This window comes from Aeromonas eucrenophila, from assembly GCF_000819865.1.
GTDB lineage: Bacteria > Pseudomonadota > Gammaproteobacteria > Enterobacterales > Aeromonadaceae > Aeromonas > Aeromonas eucrenophila.
The window spans coordinates 866,688-881,730 of record NZ_CDDF01000005.1; the positions used below are offsets into that span (position 1 = coordinate 866,688).

At 64.2% G+C, this 15,043-nt stretch carries 14 protein-coding genes; 8 read left to right on the forward strand and 6 right to left on the reverse strand.

The genetic code is table 11. The annotated features are described in order from the left end of the window. Positions 1-51: 51 nt before the first annotated feature. Both BN1124_RS07825 and rnt read right to left on the reverse strand, forming a co-directional pair. Positions 52-1,374, reverse strand: coding sequence for a Na+/H+ antiporter family protein (locus BN1124_RS07825; protein ID WP_042640627.1), 1,323 nt, complete (start codon positions 1,372-1,374; stop codon positions 52-54). 273 nt (positions 1,375-1,647) lie between these two features. After that, positions 1,648-2,310 (reverse strand): ribonuclease T, encoded by a 663-nt coding sequence (gene rnt, locus BN1124_RS07830; RefSeq protein ID WP_042640629.1) that lies wholly within the window; start codon positions 2,308-2,310, stop codon positions 1,648-1,650. Positions 2,311-2,540: 230 nt separating this feature from the next. Between rnt and BN1124_RS07835 the strand changes: the two genes are divergently transcribed. Further along, the gene (locus BN1124_RS07835; protein ID WP_197066188.1) at positions 2,541-3,416 is read left to right on the forward strand and encodes a flagellar protein MotY; all 876 of its coding nucleotides are present in this window, start codon (positions 2,541-2,543) and stop codon (positions 3,414-3,416) included. Between the two features lie 204 nt (positions 3,417-3,620). Here BN1124_RS07835 and suhB read toward each other — a convergent pair whose 3' ends face one another. Continuing rightward, entirely contained in the window at positions 3,621-4,424 is an 804-nt protein-coding gene (gene suhB, locus BN1124_RS07840) for an inositol-1-monophosphatase (protein WP_042640631.1), read from the reverse strand. 200 nt (positions 4,425-4,624) lie between these two features. Between suhB and BN1124_RS07845 the strand changes: the two genes are divergently transcribed. The 7 genes from BN1124_RS07845 to BN1124_RS07875 all read left to right on the forward strand — a co-directional run bounded on the left by BN1124_RS07845 (position 4,625) and on the right by BN1124_RS07875 (position 11,470). Then, complete coding sequence (locus BN1124_RS07845) at positions 4,625-5,080, forward strand: hypothetical protein (protein WP_042640633.1); 456 nt, start codon at positions 4,625-4,627, stop codon at positions 5,078-5,080. Positions 5,081-5,217: 137 nt separating this feature from the next. Beyond that, positions 5,218-5,826 (forward strand): glutathione S-transferase family protein, encoded by a 609-nt coding sequence (locus BN1124_RS07850; RefSeq protein ID WP_042640932.1) that lies wholly within the window; start codon positions 5,218-5,220, stop codon positions 5,824-5,826. A gap of 17 nt (positions 5,827-5,843) precedes the next feature. Then, a complete protein-coding gene (locus BN1124_RS07855; protein ID WP_042640634.1) occupies positions 5,844-6,509 on the forward strand; it encodes a glutathione S-transferase family protein in 666 nt (221 codons plus the stop codon). Between the two features lie 242 nt (positions 6,510-6,751). Then, positions 6,752-8,278 carry an ABC transporter substrate-binding protein gene (locus BN1124_RS07860; protein ID WP_042640636.1) on the forward strand — a complete coding sequence of 509 codons (1,527 nt, stop codon included), beginning with the start codon at positions 6,752-6,754 and terminating at the stop codon, positions 8,276-8,278. After that, positions 8,275-9,237 (forward strand): ABC transporter permease, encoded by a 963-nt coding sequence (locus tag BN1124_RS07865; RefSeq protein WP_042640934.1) that lies wholly within the window; start codon positions 8,275-8,277, stop codon positions 9,235-9,237. Before BN1124_RS07860 ends, BN1124_RS07865 begins: the two co-directional genes overlap by 4 nt. Before the next feature lie 2 nt (positions 9,238-9,239). Then, a complete protein-coding gene (locus tag BN1124_RS07870; RefSeq protein ID WP_042640638.1) occupies positions 9,240-10,046 on the forward strand; it encodes an ABC transporter permease in 807 nt (268 codons plus the stop codon). Beyond that, positions 10,043-11,470 carry an ATP-binding cassette domain-containing protein gene (locus tag BN1124_RS07875; RefSeq protein WP_042640640.1) on the forward strand — a complete coding sequence of 476 codons (1,428 nt, stop codon included), beginning with the start codon at positions 10,043-10,045 and terminating at the stop codon, positions 11,468-11,470. Before BN1124_RS07870 ends, BN1124_RS07875 begins: the two co-directional genes overlap by 4 nt. Before the next feature lie 304 nt (positions 11,471-11,774). On the opposite strand, the gene BN1124_RS07880 is transcribed toward BN1124_RS07875, so the two are convergent. From BN1124_RS07880 to BN1124_RS07890, 3 genes are all read right to left on the reverse strand, one after another. After that, positions 11,775-12,923 carry a Gfo/Idh/MocA family protein gene (locus tag BN1124_RS07880; RefSeq protein WP_042640642.1) on the reverse strand — a complete coding sequence of 383 codons (1,149 nt, stop codon included), beginning with the start codon at positions 12,921-12,923 and terminating at the stop codon, positions 11,775-11,777. After that, positions 12,920-14,005: a sugar phosphate isomerase/epimerase family protein gene (locus tag BN1124_RS07885; RefSeq protein ID WP_042640643.1), complete on the reverse strand. Its 1,086-nt coding sequence runs from the start codon at positions 14,003-14,005 to the stop codon at positions 12,920-12,922. Before BN1124_RS07885 ends, BN1124_RS07880 begins: the two co-directional genes overlap by 4 nt. A gap of 81 nt (positions 14,006-14,086) precedes the next feature. Next, positions 14,087-15,040: a substrate-binding domain-containing protein gene (locus BN1124_RS07890; protein WP_042640645.1), complete on the reverse strand. Its 954-nt coding sequence runs from the start codon at positions 15,038-15,040 to the stop codon at positions 14,087-14,089. Positions 15,041-15,043: the final 3 nt, after the last annotated feature.

The window sequence follows — 15,043 nt, forward strand, 5'->3', positions numbered from 1 at the left end:
TGAGAAAGGCGACCCTGAGGTCGCCTTTTGCATGCAGTGACAGTCGCCGACTCAGAGCACCATGGCGGCAATCCAGCCGAAGATGATGAGCGGGATGTTGTAGTGGATGAAGGTGGGCACCACGCTGTCCCAGATGTGATCGTGCTGACCGTCGGCGTTGAGGCCCGAAGTGGGGCCCAGGGTCGAGTCGGAGGCGGGGGAGCCCGCATCCCCCAGCGCACCGGCGGTGCCCACCAGGGCGATGGTCGCCAGGGGGGAGAAGCCGAGGTGGATGCACAGCGGCACATAGATGGTGGCGATGATGGGCACGGTGGAGAAGGAGGAGCCTATTCCCATGGTGATGAGCAGGCCCACCAGCAGCATCAGGAAGGCGGCCAGGCCCTTCTGATCCCCGATGACCGCAGAGACGGACTGCACCAGGCTCTCCACCCCGTGGGTCTCTTTCATCACGGCGGCGAAGCCGGCGGCGGAGATCATGATGAAGCCGATGAGGGACATCATGCGCACGCCCTGGGTGAAGGCATCTTGGCTCTCTCGAAACTTGATGACGCCGCCACAGGTGAAGATGACGAAGCCCGCCAGCGCACCGAGCACTATGCTGTTGGTCATCAACTGCAGCCCCAGCGCCACGGCGATGGCCAGCAGGGCCACCCAGATGTGGTTGAGGTTGAGCTCCACCGTCTCCGGCTCGGCGGCCAGAATCTTGTCCAGATCATACTGGCGCGGCTTTCGATAGCTGAAGAAGACCGCGATCAGCAGGCCGATGAACATGCCAAGCACCGGAATGGCCATGGCCAGCGGCAGCTGGCTGTGCTCCACCGGCACGCCGTTGTCGATCAGGTTCTTGGCCAGGATGTTGTTGAGGAAGATGCCCCCAAAGCCGACCGGCAACAGCATGTAGGTCGCGGTCAGGCCGAAGGTGATGACGCAGGCCACCTGACGGCGATCGATCTGCATCTGAGCCATGACGTGCAGCAGTGGCGGGATCAGGATGGGAATAAAAGCGATGTGCACCGGGATCAGGTTCTGGGAGGAGATGGACACCCCCAGCACCGAGGTGAGCAGCAGGCTCTTGACCCAGAGGATGCGCGAGCTGCTGGCATCTTTCCCCAGCTGGCTTATTACCTTGCGGGCCAGCAGATCGGTGATCCCGGAGCGGGAGATGGCGACCGCAAAGGCCCCCAGCATGGCGTAGGAGAGGGCGATCTCGGCACCACCACCCAGGCCACCGGTGAAGGTGCTGAGGGTATGTTCCAGTGAGAGCCCGCCGATCAGGCCGCCGACGATGGCGCCGATGGCGAGGGAGACCACCACATTGATCCGCAGCAGGCTGAGCACCAGCATCAGCGCCACTGCGATAACAACAGGATTCATTTGTTTTCCTTATAGTTTCTATTGCTGTCTGTCTTCTGAAAGGCAGCTAGTTTGCGAAAAACGTGACAAATGTCTAGTAAAAAATCAGGCAAAAAGGCTATCGGACAGCATCTTGTGGCACAAAGTTGATCGGCGCCGGGATTTGGTCTGCCAGCCGCGCCAATACTGGCTTCTGGTCAAACCAGCCCGGTCGCCACAGCCGCTCTTTTTTGCCCCGATAGACAGCAAACAGGCTGCCATGGGGCAGCCTGTTTGGGCGAGGTCGGGATGCCCTCAGGCATCCGCCTCCTCTGCGGGCATCTCATCCGGATTGGCCGGCGGCCAGCCACCCAGACTTTTCCAGCGATTGACGATGTGACAGAACAGCTCGGTGGTGCGTTCGGTGTCATAGAGGGCGGAGTGCGCCTCTTTATTGTCAAACGGAATGCGGGCGCTCTGGCACGCCTTGGCCAGCACCGTCTGCCCCAGCGCCAGGCCCGAGAGGGCGGCGGTATCGAAGGTGGCGAAGGGGTGGAACGGATTGCGCTTGAGGCCGGCACGCTCGGCGGCAGCGGTCACGAAACCGTGATCGAAGGTGGCGTTGTGGGCGACTATGATGGCCCGGCCGCAATCCTGCTCCTTCATTCCCTTGCGCACCCCCTTGAAGATCTCGGTCAGCGCCTCTTTCTCGCTGACGGCGCCGCGCAGCGGATTGAAGGGATCGATGCCGGTGAACTCCAGCGCGGCCTTCTCCAGGTTGGCGCCTTCGAACGGCTCCACATGAAAGTGGAAGATCTGATCGGGCATGAGCCAGCCCTGCTCATCCATCTTGAGGGTATAGGCGGCGATCTCCAGCAAGGCGTCGGTGCTGGCATTGAACCCGGCGGTTTCAACATCGATGACGACGGGGTAAAAGCCACGAAAGCGGGCCTTGAGGGTGTGAACGGCGTCGGTCATGGTATCTCGGTCGGCATAAAGTAAGGCGCGCATTATGGCAAAAAAGCGCGGCCTTGTCCCACCCGCGCGATGGGCCACTTCACGCCGGGCCGAGGTCGCCGGCCCGCGCCAGGGGTCTCGGGACCCCGCCATGGGCCCGATGCGACCATGTCCGGCTTCCCTCGTTTTGTTGCTAAAGCTTGCCAGCCCCCTGCCGATAGTTAATCCGAGATCGTATGGAGGGCAAGCCGTTGAATGCTTGGGTGTTAGGGTTGGTCAGCATATCCGTGAGTATGCAATTGCAGGCGGGGGTCACCGAATTTGGTGCCGGCCTGGATCAATCCGTCTGGCGGTTGACCTCGGACAGCCAGATCGAATGCCGCCTCGAGCACCCCATTCCCCGCTGGGGGACCGGGGCCTTCGTCAGCCGGGCCGGTCGCAAGATCAACCTGGACTTCGAATTGAAGGGGCTGCGCCCCCAGGCACGCACCCAGCGGGTGAGCCTCGGCATCATGCCGCCCATCTGGCGACCGGGCGTGGCGGGCCGCGAGATCAGCCAGTTGCAGCTTTACCAGCAGTTCGACGGTCTGGTGGCCGGGCAGACCGCCTGGACCATGCTGGACGAGTTGGAGGGGGGGCGCATGCCGACCTTCCAGTACCGCGACTGGTATCGCCAGGATCAGCCGGTGCGGGTGTCCCTCTCCTCGGTCAACTTCAGGGTCAAATACCAGGCCTTCATGGATTGCCTGAGTGGCCTGCTGCCCTACAGCTTCAACGACATCGCCTTCAGCGTGCTCTCCTACGACAAGAACAGTGATGCCCTGTCGCCGGCCTCCAAGCGGCGGCTGGCGATGATCGGTGACTACGTGAAGGCGGACAAGAGCATCGACGTGGTGGTGATCGATGCCTACAGCGACAGCTACGGCGGGCGCTGGCCCAACCAGAAACTCTCAGAGAAGCGCGCCGATGCCATCAAGCAGGTGTTCGTGGACTTGGGGATAGAGGAGGGCAAGATCTCGGTGGAGGGGCACGGCGAGAAGCAGCACGTGGCCTCCAACGAAACGGAAGGCGGCCGCGCCAAGAACCGGCGAGTGGTGATCAACATGGGCCGCAACGGCGCCATCTAATCGGTAGCGAACCCTGCTGCCTTGTTACGTTGTAGTGTCGTCTTGTGTTTTAAAACATGGTCGTGGTGACATATTACCCTGCACTCCAGGGGCCATTTCCCGCATCTCCTGCCATCCTGAGCGGCCTTCTTCCTGATTTGCGGGTATAAAAAATGCCAGTCGGCTGAGCCGACTGGCATTTTTTTCACGATAACGCGGACTTATTTATTTAGCCAACGATTCCGGCAGGTTCTCGCGGATCTTGCCGAGCATCTCTTTGAGGACGCGCGGGTTGGCGACGACGATGTTGCCGGAGTTTTCGTAGTTGTGACCACCCACGAAGTCGGTGACGATGGCGCCAGCTTCCTTGGCCAGCAGCTCACCGGCTGCGGTTTCCCAAGGCTTCAGACCGATTTCCCAGTAACCGTCGATGCGACCGGCGGCCACATAGGCCAGATCCAGCGCAGGGGCGCCGGCACGGCGGATGTCGGCACACTCGATGAACATGCTCTGGAACATCTTCAGGTAGGGTTCGATGTGGTGCTTCTGCTTGAACGGGAAACCGGTCGCCAGCACGGTGCCGGCCATCTCTTTGGCCTTGCCCACACGGATGCGGTAGCCGTTCAGCTGGGCGCCGTTACCACGGGTAGAGGTAAACAGCTCATCGCGGATCGGATCGTAGACAACGGCTTGTTCGGTCTTGCCCTTGACGCGCAGGGCGATGGAGACGGCAAAGTGCGGAATGCCCTTGACCAGGTTGGTCGTGCCATCCAGTGGGTCGATGATCCATTGGTAGTCCGGATTGGTACCGGCGATCTCACCAGACTCTTCAGCCACGATGCTGTGTTCCGGGTAAGATTTTTTGATGGTATGAATGATGGCCGCTTCGGCTTCACGGTCAACGTTGGTCACGAAGTCATGGCTGCCTTTCTGGATAGCCTCGATGTTCTCAGGCTGGGAGAAGGCTTTTACTACAACTTGACCGGCGTTGCGCGCAGCGCGCACGGCGATATTCAGCATCGGATGCATAGGTTCACCACTGGATGTTAAAGAACGGGGGATAAAAGGACGCGGTATCTTACCAAGATATTCCGGAATGGCAACCGTTATCCGCATGGGCAGCGACGGGGGCGACTGCCAGATCTGACGGCTCCAATAAAGACTCTTTTTGGTCTAGTCTTACTGCGGCAGTCGGATAACAGGCTGCGGTGAGCATAGGGATATGAACCATGAATCTGTCATTAGTCAGTCAAAAACCGTCAGCCGCGACGACCCTGGGGGTGCTGGCTGCGCTGCGAGCCTCCAGCGGATATGGGGACTATTTCAGCGAGGTGCGCGTCGCGCAGCCAGGCCAATGGCAACCGTCGAAGGAAGAGGCGGCCATCTTGTTGCTGGAAGGGGACGATGATACTTGGCCCGAGTTGGCCTGGTCAGCCAGCGACGATCCCCTGGGATTGCCCGTATTGCCGCTGCTGGTGCACCGCCTGGATGACAGTCTTCCCCAGGGGCCGGACGTCAGGGATCCACGTTTCTACTTTATTTCCAATGGCATAGTGCTGGATGAGGCGGAGCTGTCGGATCCCGCTTGCAGCCACATACTGCAGAGCAAGCTCGAGTCCTATTTCCCGCTCCTCTCCCGTCTCACCCTGCTGCGACAGCGCCAACCTCTGGGTCTGCGCAACTAACCTCTGTTCCTGATCCCGGACTATTCAAACGGCGCAATATTTGTCATAACAGACCGATATTGCGCCGTCGTGATCGCGTCCATGCCCGAGAGGTCGCGCGATGACGGCATATGAACGCCCTGTCCATGGAGAATGAGATGAAGGTGTATGAGTTGAGACGTGCCCCCAACGCCCGCCGGGTCAGGATGTTTCTGGCGGAGAAGGGCATCGAGATGGCCTATCAGCAAGTGGACCTGGGAGCCGGCGAGAATCTGAGCCCCGAGTTTTTGGCCAAGAATCCGGCGGGGCGCATCCCTGTGCTTGAGCTCGATGATGGCACTCATATCAGCGAAACCCTGGCCATCTGCCGTTATTTTGAAGAGCTGCATCCCACCCCTAACCTGTTTGGCAGCACGCCGCTGGAGCGGGCGACCATAGAGATGTGGAGCCGTTTCATCGAGTTCAATCTCTGGTTGCCCACCGGCATGGCGTTTCGCCACATCACGGGGTTTTACAAGGACAGGGAGACCACCTTCCCCGAGTGGGGCGAGGAGTGCAAAAGAAACGCCCAGACCTGGTTTGACAAGCTGGACGCCCGTCTCGCAAAGATCCCCTATATCGCCGGTGAGCGCTTCACCATCGCCGACATTCTGGCCCTGTGCACCATCGACTTTGGCAAGGTCGTGGAGTTGCGCATCGCCCCAACCCAGCTTCATTTGCAGGCCTGGCACGAGCGGGTCAGTGCCCGTCCCAGCGCCAAGGCCTGAATCACAAGGAGTCCATCATGATCGATCTCTACACCGCCGCCACCCCCAATGGCTTCAAGGTCACCATAGCCCTCGAGGAGCTGGGACTGCCCTACCGGGTGATCCCCCTCGATCTGTCGGCGCTGGATCAGAAGAAGCCCGACTTCCTGGCGATCAACCCGAACGGCCGCATCCCGGCCATCGTCGATCGGGATAACGGCGACTTCGCCGTGTTCGAGTCCGGTGCCATCCTGCTCTATCTGGCGGAGAAGGCGGGCAAGCTGCTGCCGCAAGATCCCAAGCGCCGCTCCCAGGCCATCCAGTGGCTGATGTTCCAGATGGGCGGGGTCGGTCCCATGATGGGGCAGGCCAACGTCTTCTATCGCTACTTCCCCGAGAAGATCCCGGCGGCCATCGAGCGCTACCAGAAGGAGGGGCGTCGCCTGTTCGAGGTGCTGGACGCCCACCTGGCCCACCACGAGTATCTGGCGGACGAATACAGCATCGCCGACATCGCCACCTGGCCCTGGGTCAGGATTTATGACTGGAGCGGCATCTCCATTGAGGGGCTGACTCATCTGCAGGCCTGGATGGATCGTATGGCCGCCAAGCCTGCCTGCCAGAAGGGCATCAACATACCGCCGCGCAAGGAAGAGACGCCAGAAGAGGCGGCCAAGCGGGTGCAGCAGATGATGACCCGCTGAGTGAAAAGGCCCCGATACGGGGCCTTTTTATTGCCTTGAGTGCTGACTTCCATAGCAAAATCACCTGTTTTATCTGCGCGGCGAACGCCCCTTGTGATGCTCCTTGCTGGCCTCTGTGACTCTGTTGTTGGCTCCCTCTCTCCCCATCAATCGATGACAAGAAAACATTTCTATCAGAATTTATTGTTATGTTATAACGAAACTCTTTTGGGCTGATAATGATTATTGTTTTGGTGGAGAGAATGACAAAAAAGTACGCCTATTCAGGATGGTGCGCGCTGGCACTGCTGGTCGGGATGAATGCGGCCCATGGCAAGCCGCTCACCATGGTGGGACCCTGGGAGATCCACAGCCTGGATCCGGCCAGCAACGGGGTCTTCTTTACCCGCCTGCAGGTCGCCGAGACCCTGGTGGAGGTCGACGACAAGGGTCAGCTTCAACCCGGGCTGGCCAGCGCCTGGTCCAGCTCCTACGATGGCCTGACTTGGCGCTTCAAGCTGCGCCCCCAGGCCTATTTTCACAACGGATCGGCGGTAACGAACGAGCAGGCCGCCTTTGCCTTGCAGCAGGCCTGGCGCAAACCGGGTGTGCTGCAAAGCGCACCTATCAAAGGGATTGAGGCCAAAGAGGGGGCATTGCTCGTCACCCTGACCCAGCCATTCCCGTCGCTGGCGGCGGTGTTGGCCCATCCCAGCACCCAGATCCTGGCGAAGGGGGCCTATGACGGCAAGGGGGAGGTGACCCGGGTGATTGGCTCCGGTCCCTATCGCATCACCCGTTTGCAGCAACCACAGCGGATCGACGTCAGCCGCTTCGAGGGCTGGGATGGCGCCCAACCCGCCATAACGCAGGTCAGCTACCTGACGGTCGGCCGCGCCGAGAGCCGTACCCTGATGGCCGAGAGCGGTCAGGCCGACATCGCCTGGGGGCTGGATCCGGTCAGCATCCGCCGTCTGCAGCAGGCCCCTCGCGTGACCATCGCCTCGGTGACCCTGCCGCGCACCATACAGCTCAAACTCAATGGGGCCGATCCGCGCCTGAGTGATCCCGCCGTGCGTCGTGCACTCAGCCTTGCCATCGACCGCCGCGGCATGGCGACCGCACTGCTGCGGGATCCCGAGATGGCGGCGACCCAGCTGTTCCCACCCAGCCTGAGTCAATGGCACCAACCCGGCCTGACCCCCCTTGCTTATGATCTGCAGGCAGCCCAGGCCGCCTTTGCCGCGGCGGGTTGGCACAGGGGCGACGACGGCGTGCTGCACAAGGGGCAGACGCGCTTTGCCCTTACTCTGCGCACCTTCCCGGATCGCCCGGAGTTGCCGCAGCTGGCGACGGCGTTGCAGGCGCAGTGGAAGCAAGTGGGGGTCGAGCTCAAGGTGGCGGTGGGCAACTCGAGCGAGATCCCGGCCGGCCATCAGGATGGCTCGCTCCAGCTCGGCCTCTATGCCCGCAACTATGCGCTGGTGCCGGATCCGCTGGTGACCCTGCTGGGGGATCTGGCCCCCGCAGGGGCCGACTGGGGGGTGATGAACTGGCAATCCCCCGCGCTTGAACAAGATCTTGCCCGCCTTGGCAAGGAGACGCTGCCGGCCGAGGAGGCCGCCGCGCTGCGCCGGGGCATCGCCACCACATTGCAACAGGAGCTGCCGCTGCTGCCCATCGCCTGGTATCGCCAGAGTGCGGCGGTCAGCCGTCAGCTCAAGGGCTTTGAGCTGGATCCCCAGGAGCGCAGCTACCATCTGACCCGGCTGACATGGGGGCCGCAATGACGGGCTCTCCCATGTCGAGCGTCATGGCGGTCCTCGGCCAGCGGCTGATACAGGCGCTGACGGTGGCGCTGCTGGTGGCCGGGCTCTGCTTTCTGATGGTGCAATCCCTGCCCGGGGACATCGCCTTTCGCATCGCCGCGGGCCGCTACGGCTATGACTATGTCACCGCCGAGGCCGCGAGCGCGGTGCGCAGCGAGTTGGGACTGACCGGCTCGGCCCTGGCCCGCTTCGGTGACTGGCTGGCTGCCCTGCTGCAGGGGGACTTGGGCAGCTCCCTGGTGACGGGGGCGCCGGTGGCGGGGGAGATTGCTCATCACTTGGGGGCGACCCTGTCGCTGGCGTTCACCGCCGTGGTGCTGGCCCTGTTGCTGGCGCTGCCCCTCGGCAGCCTGAGTGCCTTGCGCCCGGGTGGGATCTGCGATCGGTTGACCCTGGCCTGGAGCGTGCTGATGCGGGCGTTGCCCCCCTTCCTGCTCGGCCTGGTGCTGATGGTGCTGCTCTCGGTCGAGCTGGGCTGGGTCAGCGCCGCCGGGCACGGGGAGGGGCACAATCTCTGGCTGCCCGCACTCACCCTGGGGCTTGGCCTCTCCGGCGTGCTGGCCCGGGTGGTGCGAGAAAGCGTGCTCAGCGTGGTGCAGTCCGATTATTACCGCTTCGCCCTCACCAAGGGGCTCTCTCCGGTGCGGGTATTCTGGCGCCACGGGCTGCGCAACATCGGGGTCAGCGTCATTGCCTACACCAGCGTGCAACTGGTGCTCCTGATCGAGGGCGTGGTGGTGGTCGAGAGCCTGTTCGCCTGGCCCGGTATCGGCCATGCTCTGGTGCATGCCATCTTCTGGCGCGACGTGCCCATGGTGCAGGGCACTGTGCTGGTGCTGGCGGCGCTGTTCGTGCTGCTCAACACCCTGACCGACCTGCTTTGCCTCGCCATCGATCCCCGCGGTCCCAAGGAGTCTTGATCATGTCTTTTTCCGTCAAGGCGGGGGCTGCGCTGCTCCTGCTGGTGGTGCTGTTCGCCTTGCTGGCACCCCTCGTCTGGTCCGATCCCGCCGCCCAGGATCTGGCCCATTTTCTGGCCAGCCCCAGCTGGCAGGAGCCCCTCGGCCGCGATCAGCTTGGCCGCAGCCTGATGGCGCGGCTCGGGTCGGCGACCCGCTTGTCTTTGCTGCTGGGGATCTTGTGTGTCATGACGGCAGCCCTGCTCGGTTCCCTGCTGGGGTGGCTCAGCGCCTGGCGCGGGGGCTGGGTGGACGGGCTGCTGCGCAGCCTGGCCGACGGCGTGCTGGCTCTGCCGAGCCTGCTATTGGTCTTGCTGTTCTCCGCCATGGCCCAGGGCGGCTTCGCCATCCTCTATCTGGGTCTGGCGATGGCGCAGTGGGTGGAATACTACCGGGTGGTGCGGGCCCGTAGCCGCAGTTTGCTCGCTTCGCCACAGGTGGAGGCGTCCCGGCTGCTCGGCTTTGGCAATGGCTATGTCGCGCGTCGCCACCTCTGGCCCGTGCTGGCGCCCCAGTTGCTGACCATGATGGCGTTCGGCCTCGCCGGAGCCATCCTGACCCTCTCAACCCTGGGCTTCGTCGGGGTGGGCATTCAGCCGCCCACCCCTGAGCTGGGCCTGATGATGACGGAGGCGCTGCCTCACTATCAGGAGGCGCCTCGCCTGCTGCTGGCCCCCATCCTGGTGATGGGGCTGATGCTACTGGCGCTGGTGCTGCTCAATCAGCAGGCGTCTTCCCATCCCCGTTCTTCACAAGGAGTCGCAGCATGACGGCCACTCATATCAAGGGTCTGCAGGTGAATCACGGCAGGCAGGTCCTGCTGCAGGCGCCGGACCTGACCCTTATTCCCGGCACGGCCCTGACCCTGATAGGGGAGAGCGGCTCGGGCAAATCCCTGCTGGCCCACGCCCTGATGGGCACATTGCCTGCTCCCCTGCTGGGCCAGGGCCGGCTTGAGGTGGCGGGTCAGCATCATGATCTGGCCGAGCCCCACCGGCTGCGGGCCCTGTGGGGGCGGGAGCTGGCGATGCTGCCGCAGGAGCCGGTGATGGCGCTGGATCCCACCATGGGGTTGCTGCGCCAGGTGGAAGAGGGCTGGCTGGCCAGAGGCTCCTCCGCGCGTGCGCGGGCCAGGGCGTCTCTCGAGCGTCTGGGGCTGGCGGGGCGAGAGCGCCACCTGCCGCACCAGCTCTCCGGTGGCATGGCCCAGCGTGCGGCCTTCGCGGCGGCCACCCTGGGGCAGGCCCGGCTGCTCATCGCCGATGAACCCACCAAGGGGCTCGACCGCCAGGCCTGCGTGAGGTTGCAAGGCTTGCTGCTCGGCTATCTGGCGCGAGGCAGCCAGCTGCTGACCATCACCCATGATCTGGCCCTGGCCCGCGCCCTGGGGGGCTGGGTGCTGGTGGTCAAGGGGGGCGAGATAGTGGAGCAGGGCCTCGCCGAGCGGGTGCTGCACCAGCCTGCCCACCCCTACACCCGGGCCCTGCTGGCGGCAGAGCCGGAGGCCTGGCCCAGGGCGAGCGCGCCCGCCCCCGGTGACTGGCTGCTGAGGGGGGAGGGGCTGACCATGGGCTATGGGGAGCAGAGCCTGTTCGAGGATCTCGACGTGCAGCTGGCACAGGGGGAGCGACTCGCCATCATGGCGCCGAGCGGTGCGGGCAAGAGCACCCTCGGCAATGTGCTGCTCGGCCTGCAGCGGCCGCTGCGCGGGCAGCTGCTGCGCCGGGACGGGATAGCGCCTCACCGCTGGCAGAAGCTCTACCAGGATCCGGTGCAGGCCTTTGCCAGCCGGGTGCGGCTCGGCACCCTGTTTGACGATCTGCTGCGCCACCATCAATTGCCCCGCCAGCACCTGACCGACTACCTGACAAGGCTCGGGCTCGATGAGAACTTGCTGATGCGCCAGCCGGGCCAGGTGTCGGGCGGCGAGCTGCAGCGGCTGTCCCTGATCCGGGCCCTGCTGCTGCGTCCCGTGCTGCTGTTTGCCGATGAGCCGACCTCCCGGCTCGATCCCCTCAGCCAGCAGCAGACCATGGCCTGCCTGTTGGAGGAACTCGGCGAAATAGGCTGCGCCCTGCTGCTGGTGACCCACGACGAGGCCCTGGCCGACAAGGTCGGCGATCGCTGCCTGCGGCTGGGAAGGGCGCTGGCGAGGGAGGGGCAGGGGATGACCAGGGGGCGGCGAACGGGATGACGAGACGACCGGACGGGTGAGGATGCCCCATGCGCCGGCCCCTCGGCGGGGCAGGCGACCCCGCCACCTCGGGTGCACCAGAAGCTGCCTATGGCAGAGCAATATTCTTAAATCTCAACATAAATCACTTAAAACTAATCAACAAACAGCGTGACACACTGCCACCGGCAGGGATGTCCATCCATCAAAAAGGAGTTGAAGGTGCATAAGCTCAAGCGGGAACAACAGATAACGACAAGCCGGACGGCGCCGGCTGAATGGCGCCGTCCGGCTTGTCTGGCGAGGCGTTTCCCCCATGGCGGTGTCAGGGGGAGAGCGGCTGCCAACGTCCGTCAGCGGCGTGACTGGCCAGGCTGGCTTCGATAAAGCGCATCCCCGCCACCCCGTCCTCGACCGTGGTGAGGGCCAGGCTCTCGGGCGGGGGCGGGAGTCCGGCCTCGAGGGTGTGGATCTGCAGCGCCGCATCGGTGTAGAGCTGAGCGAAGGCCTCCAGATAGCCTTCTGGATGCCCGGCAGGCACCCGGCTGGCGTGCTGCGCCGCCGGGCTTGCCACCCGGCCCCGGGTCAGTCGCTGGCTGGCGCCGCCAAGAGGCGTCAGCCAGAGCGCATTGGGCTCCTCCTGGCGAAATACAAGGCTCGCCTTGCTGCCATAGAGGCGGATCTGCAGCCGGTTCTCCTCGCCGCTGGCGACCTGGCTGGCGTTGAGGGACCCGCGCATCCCGCCAGGGTAGCGCAGCCAGACTTGCAGGTGGTCGTCCACCAGGCGCCCCGGCACGAAGCTGTGCAACTGGGCGGCGAGCTCGCTTGGCTGCTGCCCGCTGATAAAGGCCGCCAGCTGGTAGGCGTGGGTGCCGATGTCACCGAGGCAACCCGCCCGCCCGGACCGGGCGGGATCCGCTCGCCAGTCCGCCTGTTTGTTCTGGCCGAGGGGAATGGGATTGGCGAGCCAGTCCTGTAGGTATTCCACCTGCACATAGCGCAGCTCGCCCAGGGCGCCGGCGGCGACCAGCTCGCGGGCGTGGCGCACCATGGGGTAGCCCGAATAGGTGTGGGTGAGGGCGAACAATCGCTGCCGCTGGTGGGCGAGCAGGGCGAGTTCTTCCCCCTCGGCCAGGGTCAGCGCCAGCGGCTTGTCGCAGATGACGTGGATCCCGGCCTGCAGGAAGGCGCGCGCCACCGGGGCGTGCAGGTGGTTCGGGGTGGTGATGGCCACCACCTCGATGCCGTCGGGTCTGGCCGCCTCGGCCCGGGCCATGAGGGCGTAATCCTCATAGGCGCGGGCCGGATCCAGCCCGAGGGCGAGGGCGCTCGCCCTTGCGTTGGCGGGATCGGCGGAGAGGGCGGCGGCGAGCAGCTCATAGTGATCGTCCATGCGGGCGGCGAGCCGGTGCACGGCGCCGATGAAGGCCCCCTGGCCGCCCCCCACCATGCCCAGACGCAGTCGTCTTGTCATCGCTTCTCTCCTTGCTTGCCGGTGGGATCCGCGCCGAGGCCGAGCAGGTTTCTCACCTCCTTCCGCGCCAGGCCGCTGCCGGCGAAGTCATCGAAGGCATGATCGGCGACCCGGATAATGTGCTTGCGAATGAAGTCGGCCCCCTCGGCGGCGCCGTCCTGCGGGTGCTTGAGGGCGCACTCCCACTCCAGCACGGCCCAGCCGGGGTAATCGTACTGGGCGAGCTTGCTGAAGATGGCGCCAAAGTCGATCTGCCCATCCCCCAGGGAGCGAAAGCGTCCCGCCCGCTCCAGCCAGGGGGCGTAGCCGCCGTAGACGCCTTGGCGCCCCGAGGGCCTGAACTCGGCATCCTTGACGTGGAAGGCGCGCACCCGCTCGTGATAGAGATCGAGGAAGGCGAGGTAGTCGAGCTGCTGCAGCAGCATGTGGCTGGGATCGTAGAGCACGTTGACCCGGGGGTGATTACCGGTTGCCTCGAGGAAGCGCTCCAGCGTGGCGCCATCGAACAGATCTTCCCCCGGGTGCAGCTCGTAGCAGAGATCCACCCCGGCCTCATCAAACGCGTTCAGCAGGGGGAGCCAGCGGCGGGCGAGCTCGGCGAAGGCCTCCTCGATGAGTCCGGCGGGGCGCTGGGGCCAGGGGTAGAGATAGGGCCAGGCGAGGGCGCCTGAGAAGGTGACGTGGGCACTGAGGCCGAGCCGTTGGGAGGCGGTGGCGGCCGCCTTGAGCTGATCGGCGGCCCACTGGGTGCGGGCGGCGGGCTTGCCGCGCACTGCCGGGGGGGCGAAGCCGTCGAACAGGCTGTCATAGGCGGGGTGGACCGCCAGCAACTGGCCCTGCAGATGGGTGGAGAGCTCGGTGATGACCAGCCCCCGCTCGGCCAGCAGGCCGCTGACCTCGTCGCAATAATCCTGGCTGGCCGCCGCCCGGGTCAGATCGAACAGGCGCTGGTCCGTCGGCAGTTGCAGGCCGCGAAAGCCGAGGCCGGCGGCCCAGTCGGCCAGGCCCGTCAGGCTGTTGAATGGCGGCTGCTCCCCCATGAACTGGGCGAGGAAGATGGCCGGTCCCTTGATGGTCTTCATGGGCACTCCTGCGTCAAAGCGCGGTGAAAGGTTGCACGGATGACGGACTGGCGATCGGCTGGGCCGATCGCCAGTCATTGCTTAGAACGGGGAGTCGGGGAAGTAGAACTCCTTGGCCGTCTGCGGGGTGATCAGCACCGAGGGGATGATGGTGTTGGCCGGCAGACGCTCGCCCTTGATGCGAGCCTCGGCGGTGAGCATGATGGCGTCATACATGAACTTGGGGGAGTAGGAGACGTTGGCCTGGATGCGGGGATCGCTGCCCTCCATCAGGGTCTTGATCGCCCCCTTGGCGCCGGCGCCGCCGAACACCAGCTTGATGTCGGTACGCTTGGCCTGATCGATGGCCTTGAGCACCCCCACCGCCATGTCATCATCCGCTGCCCAGACCGCATCGATGTGCTTGAAGCGGGTCAGGAAGTCCTGCATCACCTTGAAGGCGTCGTCGCGGTTCCAGTTGCCGTACTTGGCGTCGAGGATCTTGATCTCCCCATGCTGCTTCATCACGCCGCTGAAGGCGTCGAAGCGCTCGTTGTCCAGGGTGGTGGGAATACCGCGAAGGGCGACGACATTCCCCTTGCCATTCAGGGTCTTGGCGATGAACTCCGCCGGCAGCTTGCCGAAGGCGGTGTTATCCCCGGCCACGTAGGCATCCTGGGCGCTGGTGTCGGTCAGCCCCCGGTCGACGACGGTGACATAGACCCCCTTCTTCTTGACCTGGGCCACGGGCTTGGTCAGAGAGGCTGACTCAAACGGGAAGATGACTAGCGTGTCTATCTTGTTGACCGTCAGCAGATCCTGCAGCTGGTTGGCCTGCTCCGGCGCCGTGGCGGCGGTCTTGACGATCACCTTGAGATCGGGGTGAGCCTTCTCCAGATCCTCCTTGGCCTTGTTGGCCCACCAGACGATGCCGGCGGTGAAGCTGTGGGTGGCGGTCGGGATGGAGACCCCCAGGGTCATCTTCTCGGCTGCCAGGGCGCTGCTGGCGCCAAGCATGAGGGCGCAGGCGCCCAGGGTGTGTAGCATCTTGTTCATCTT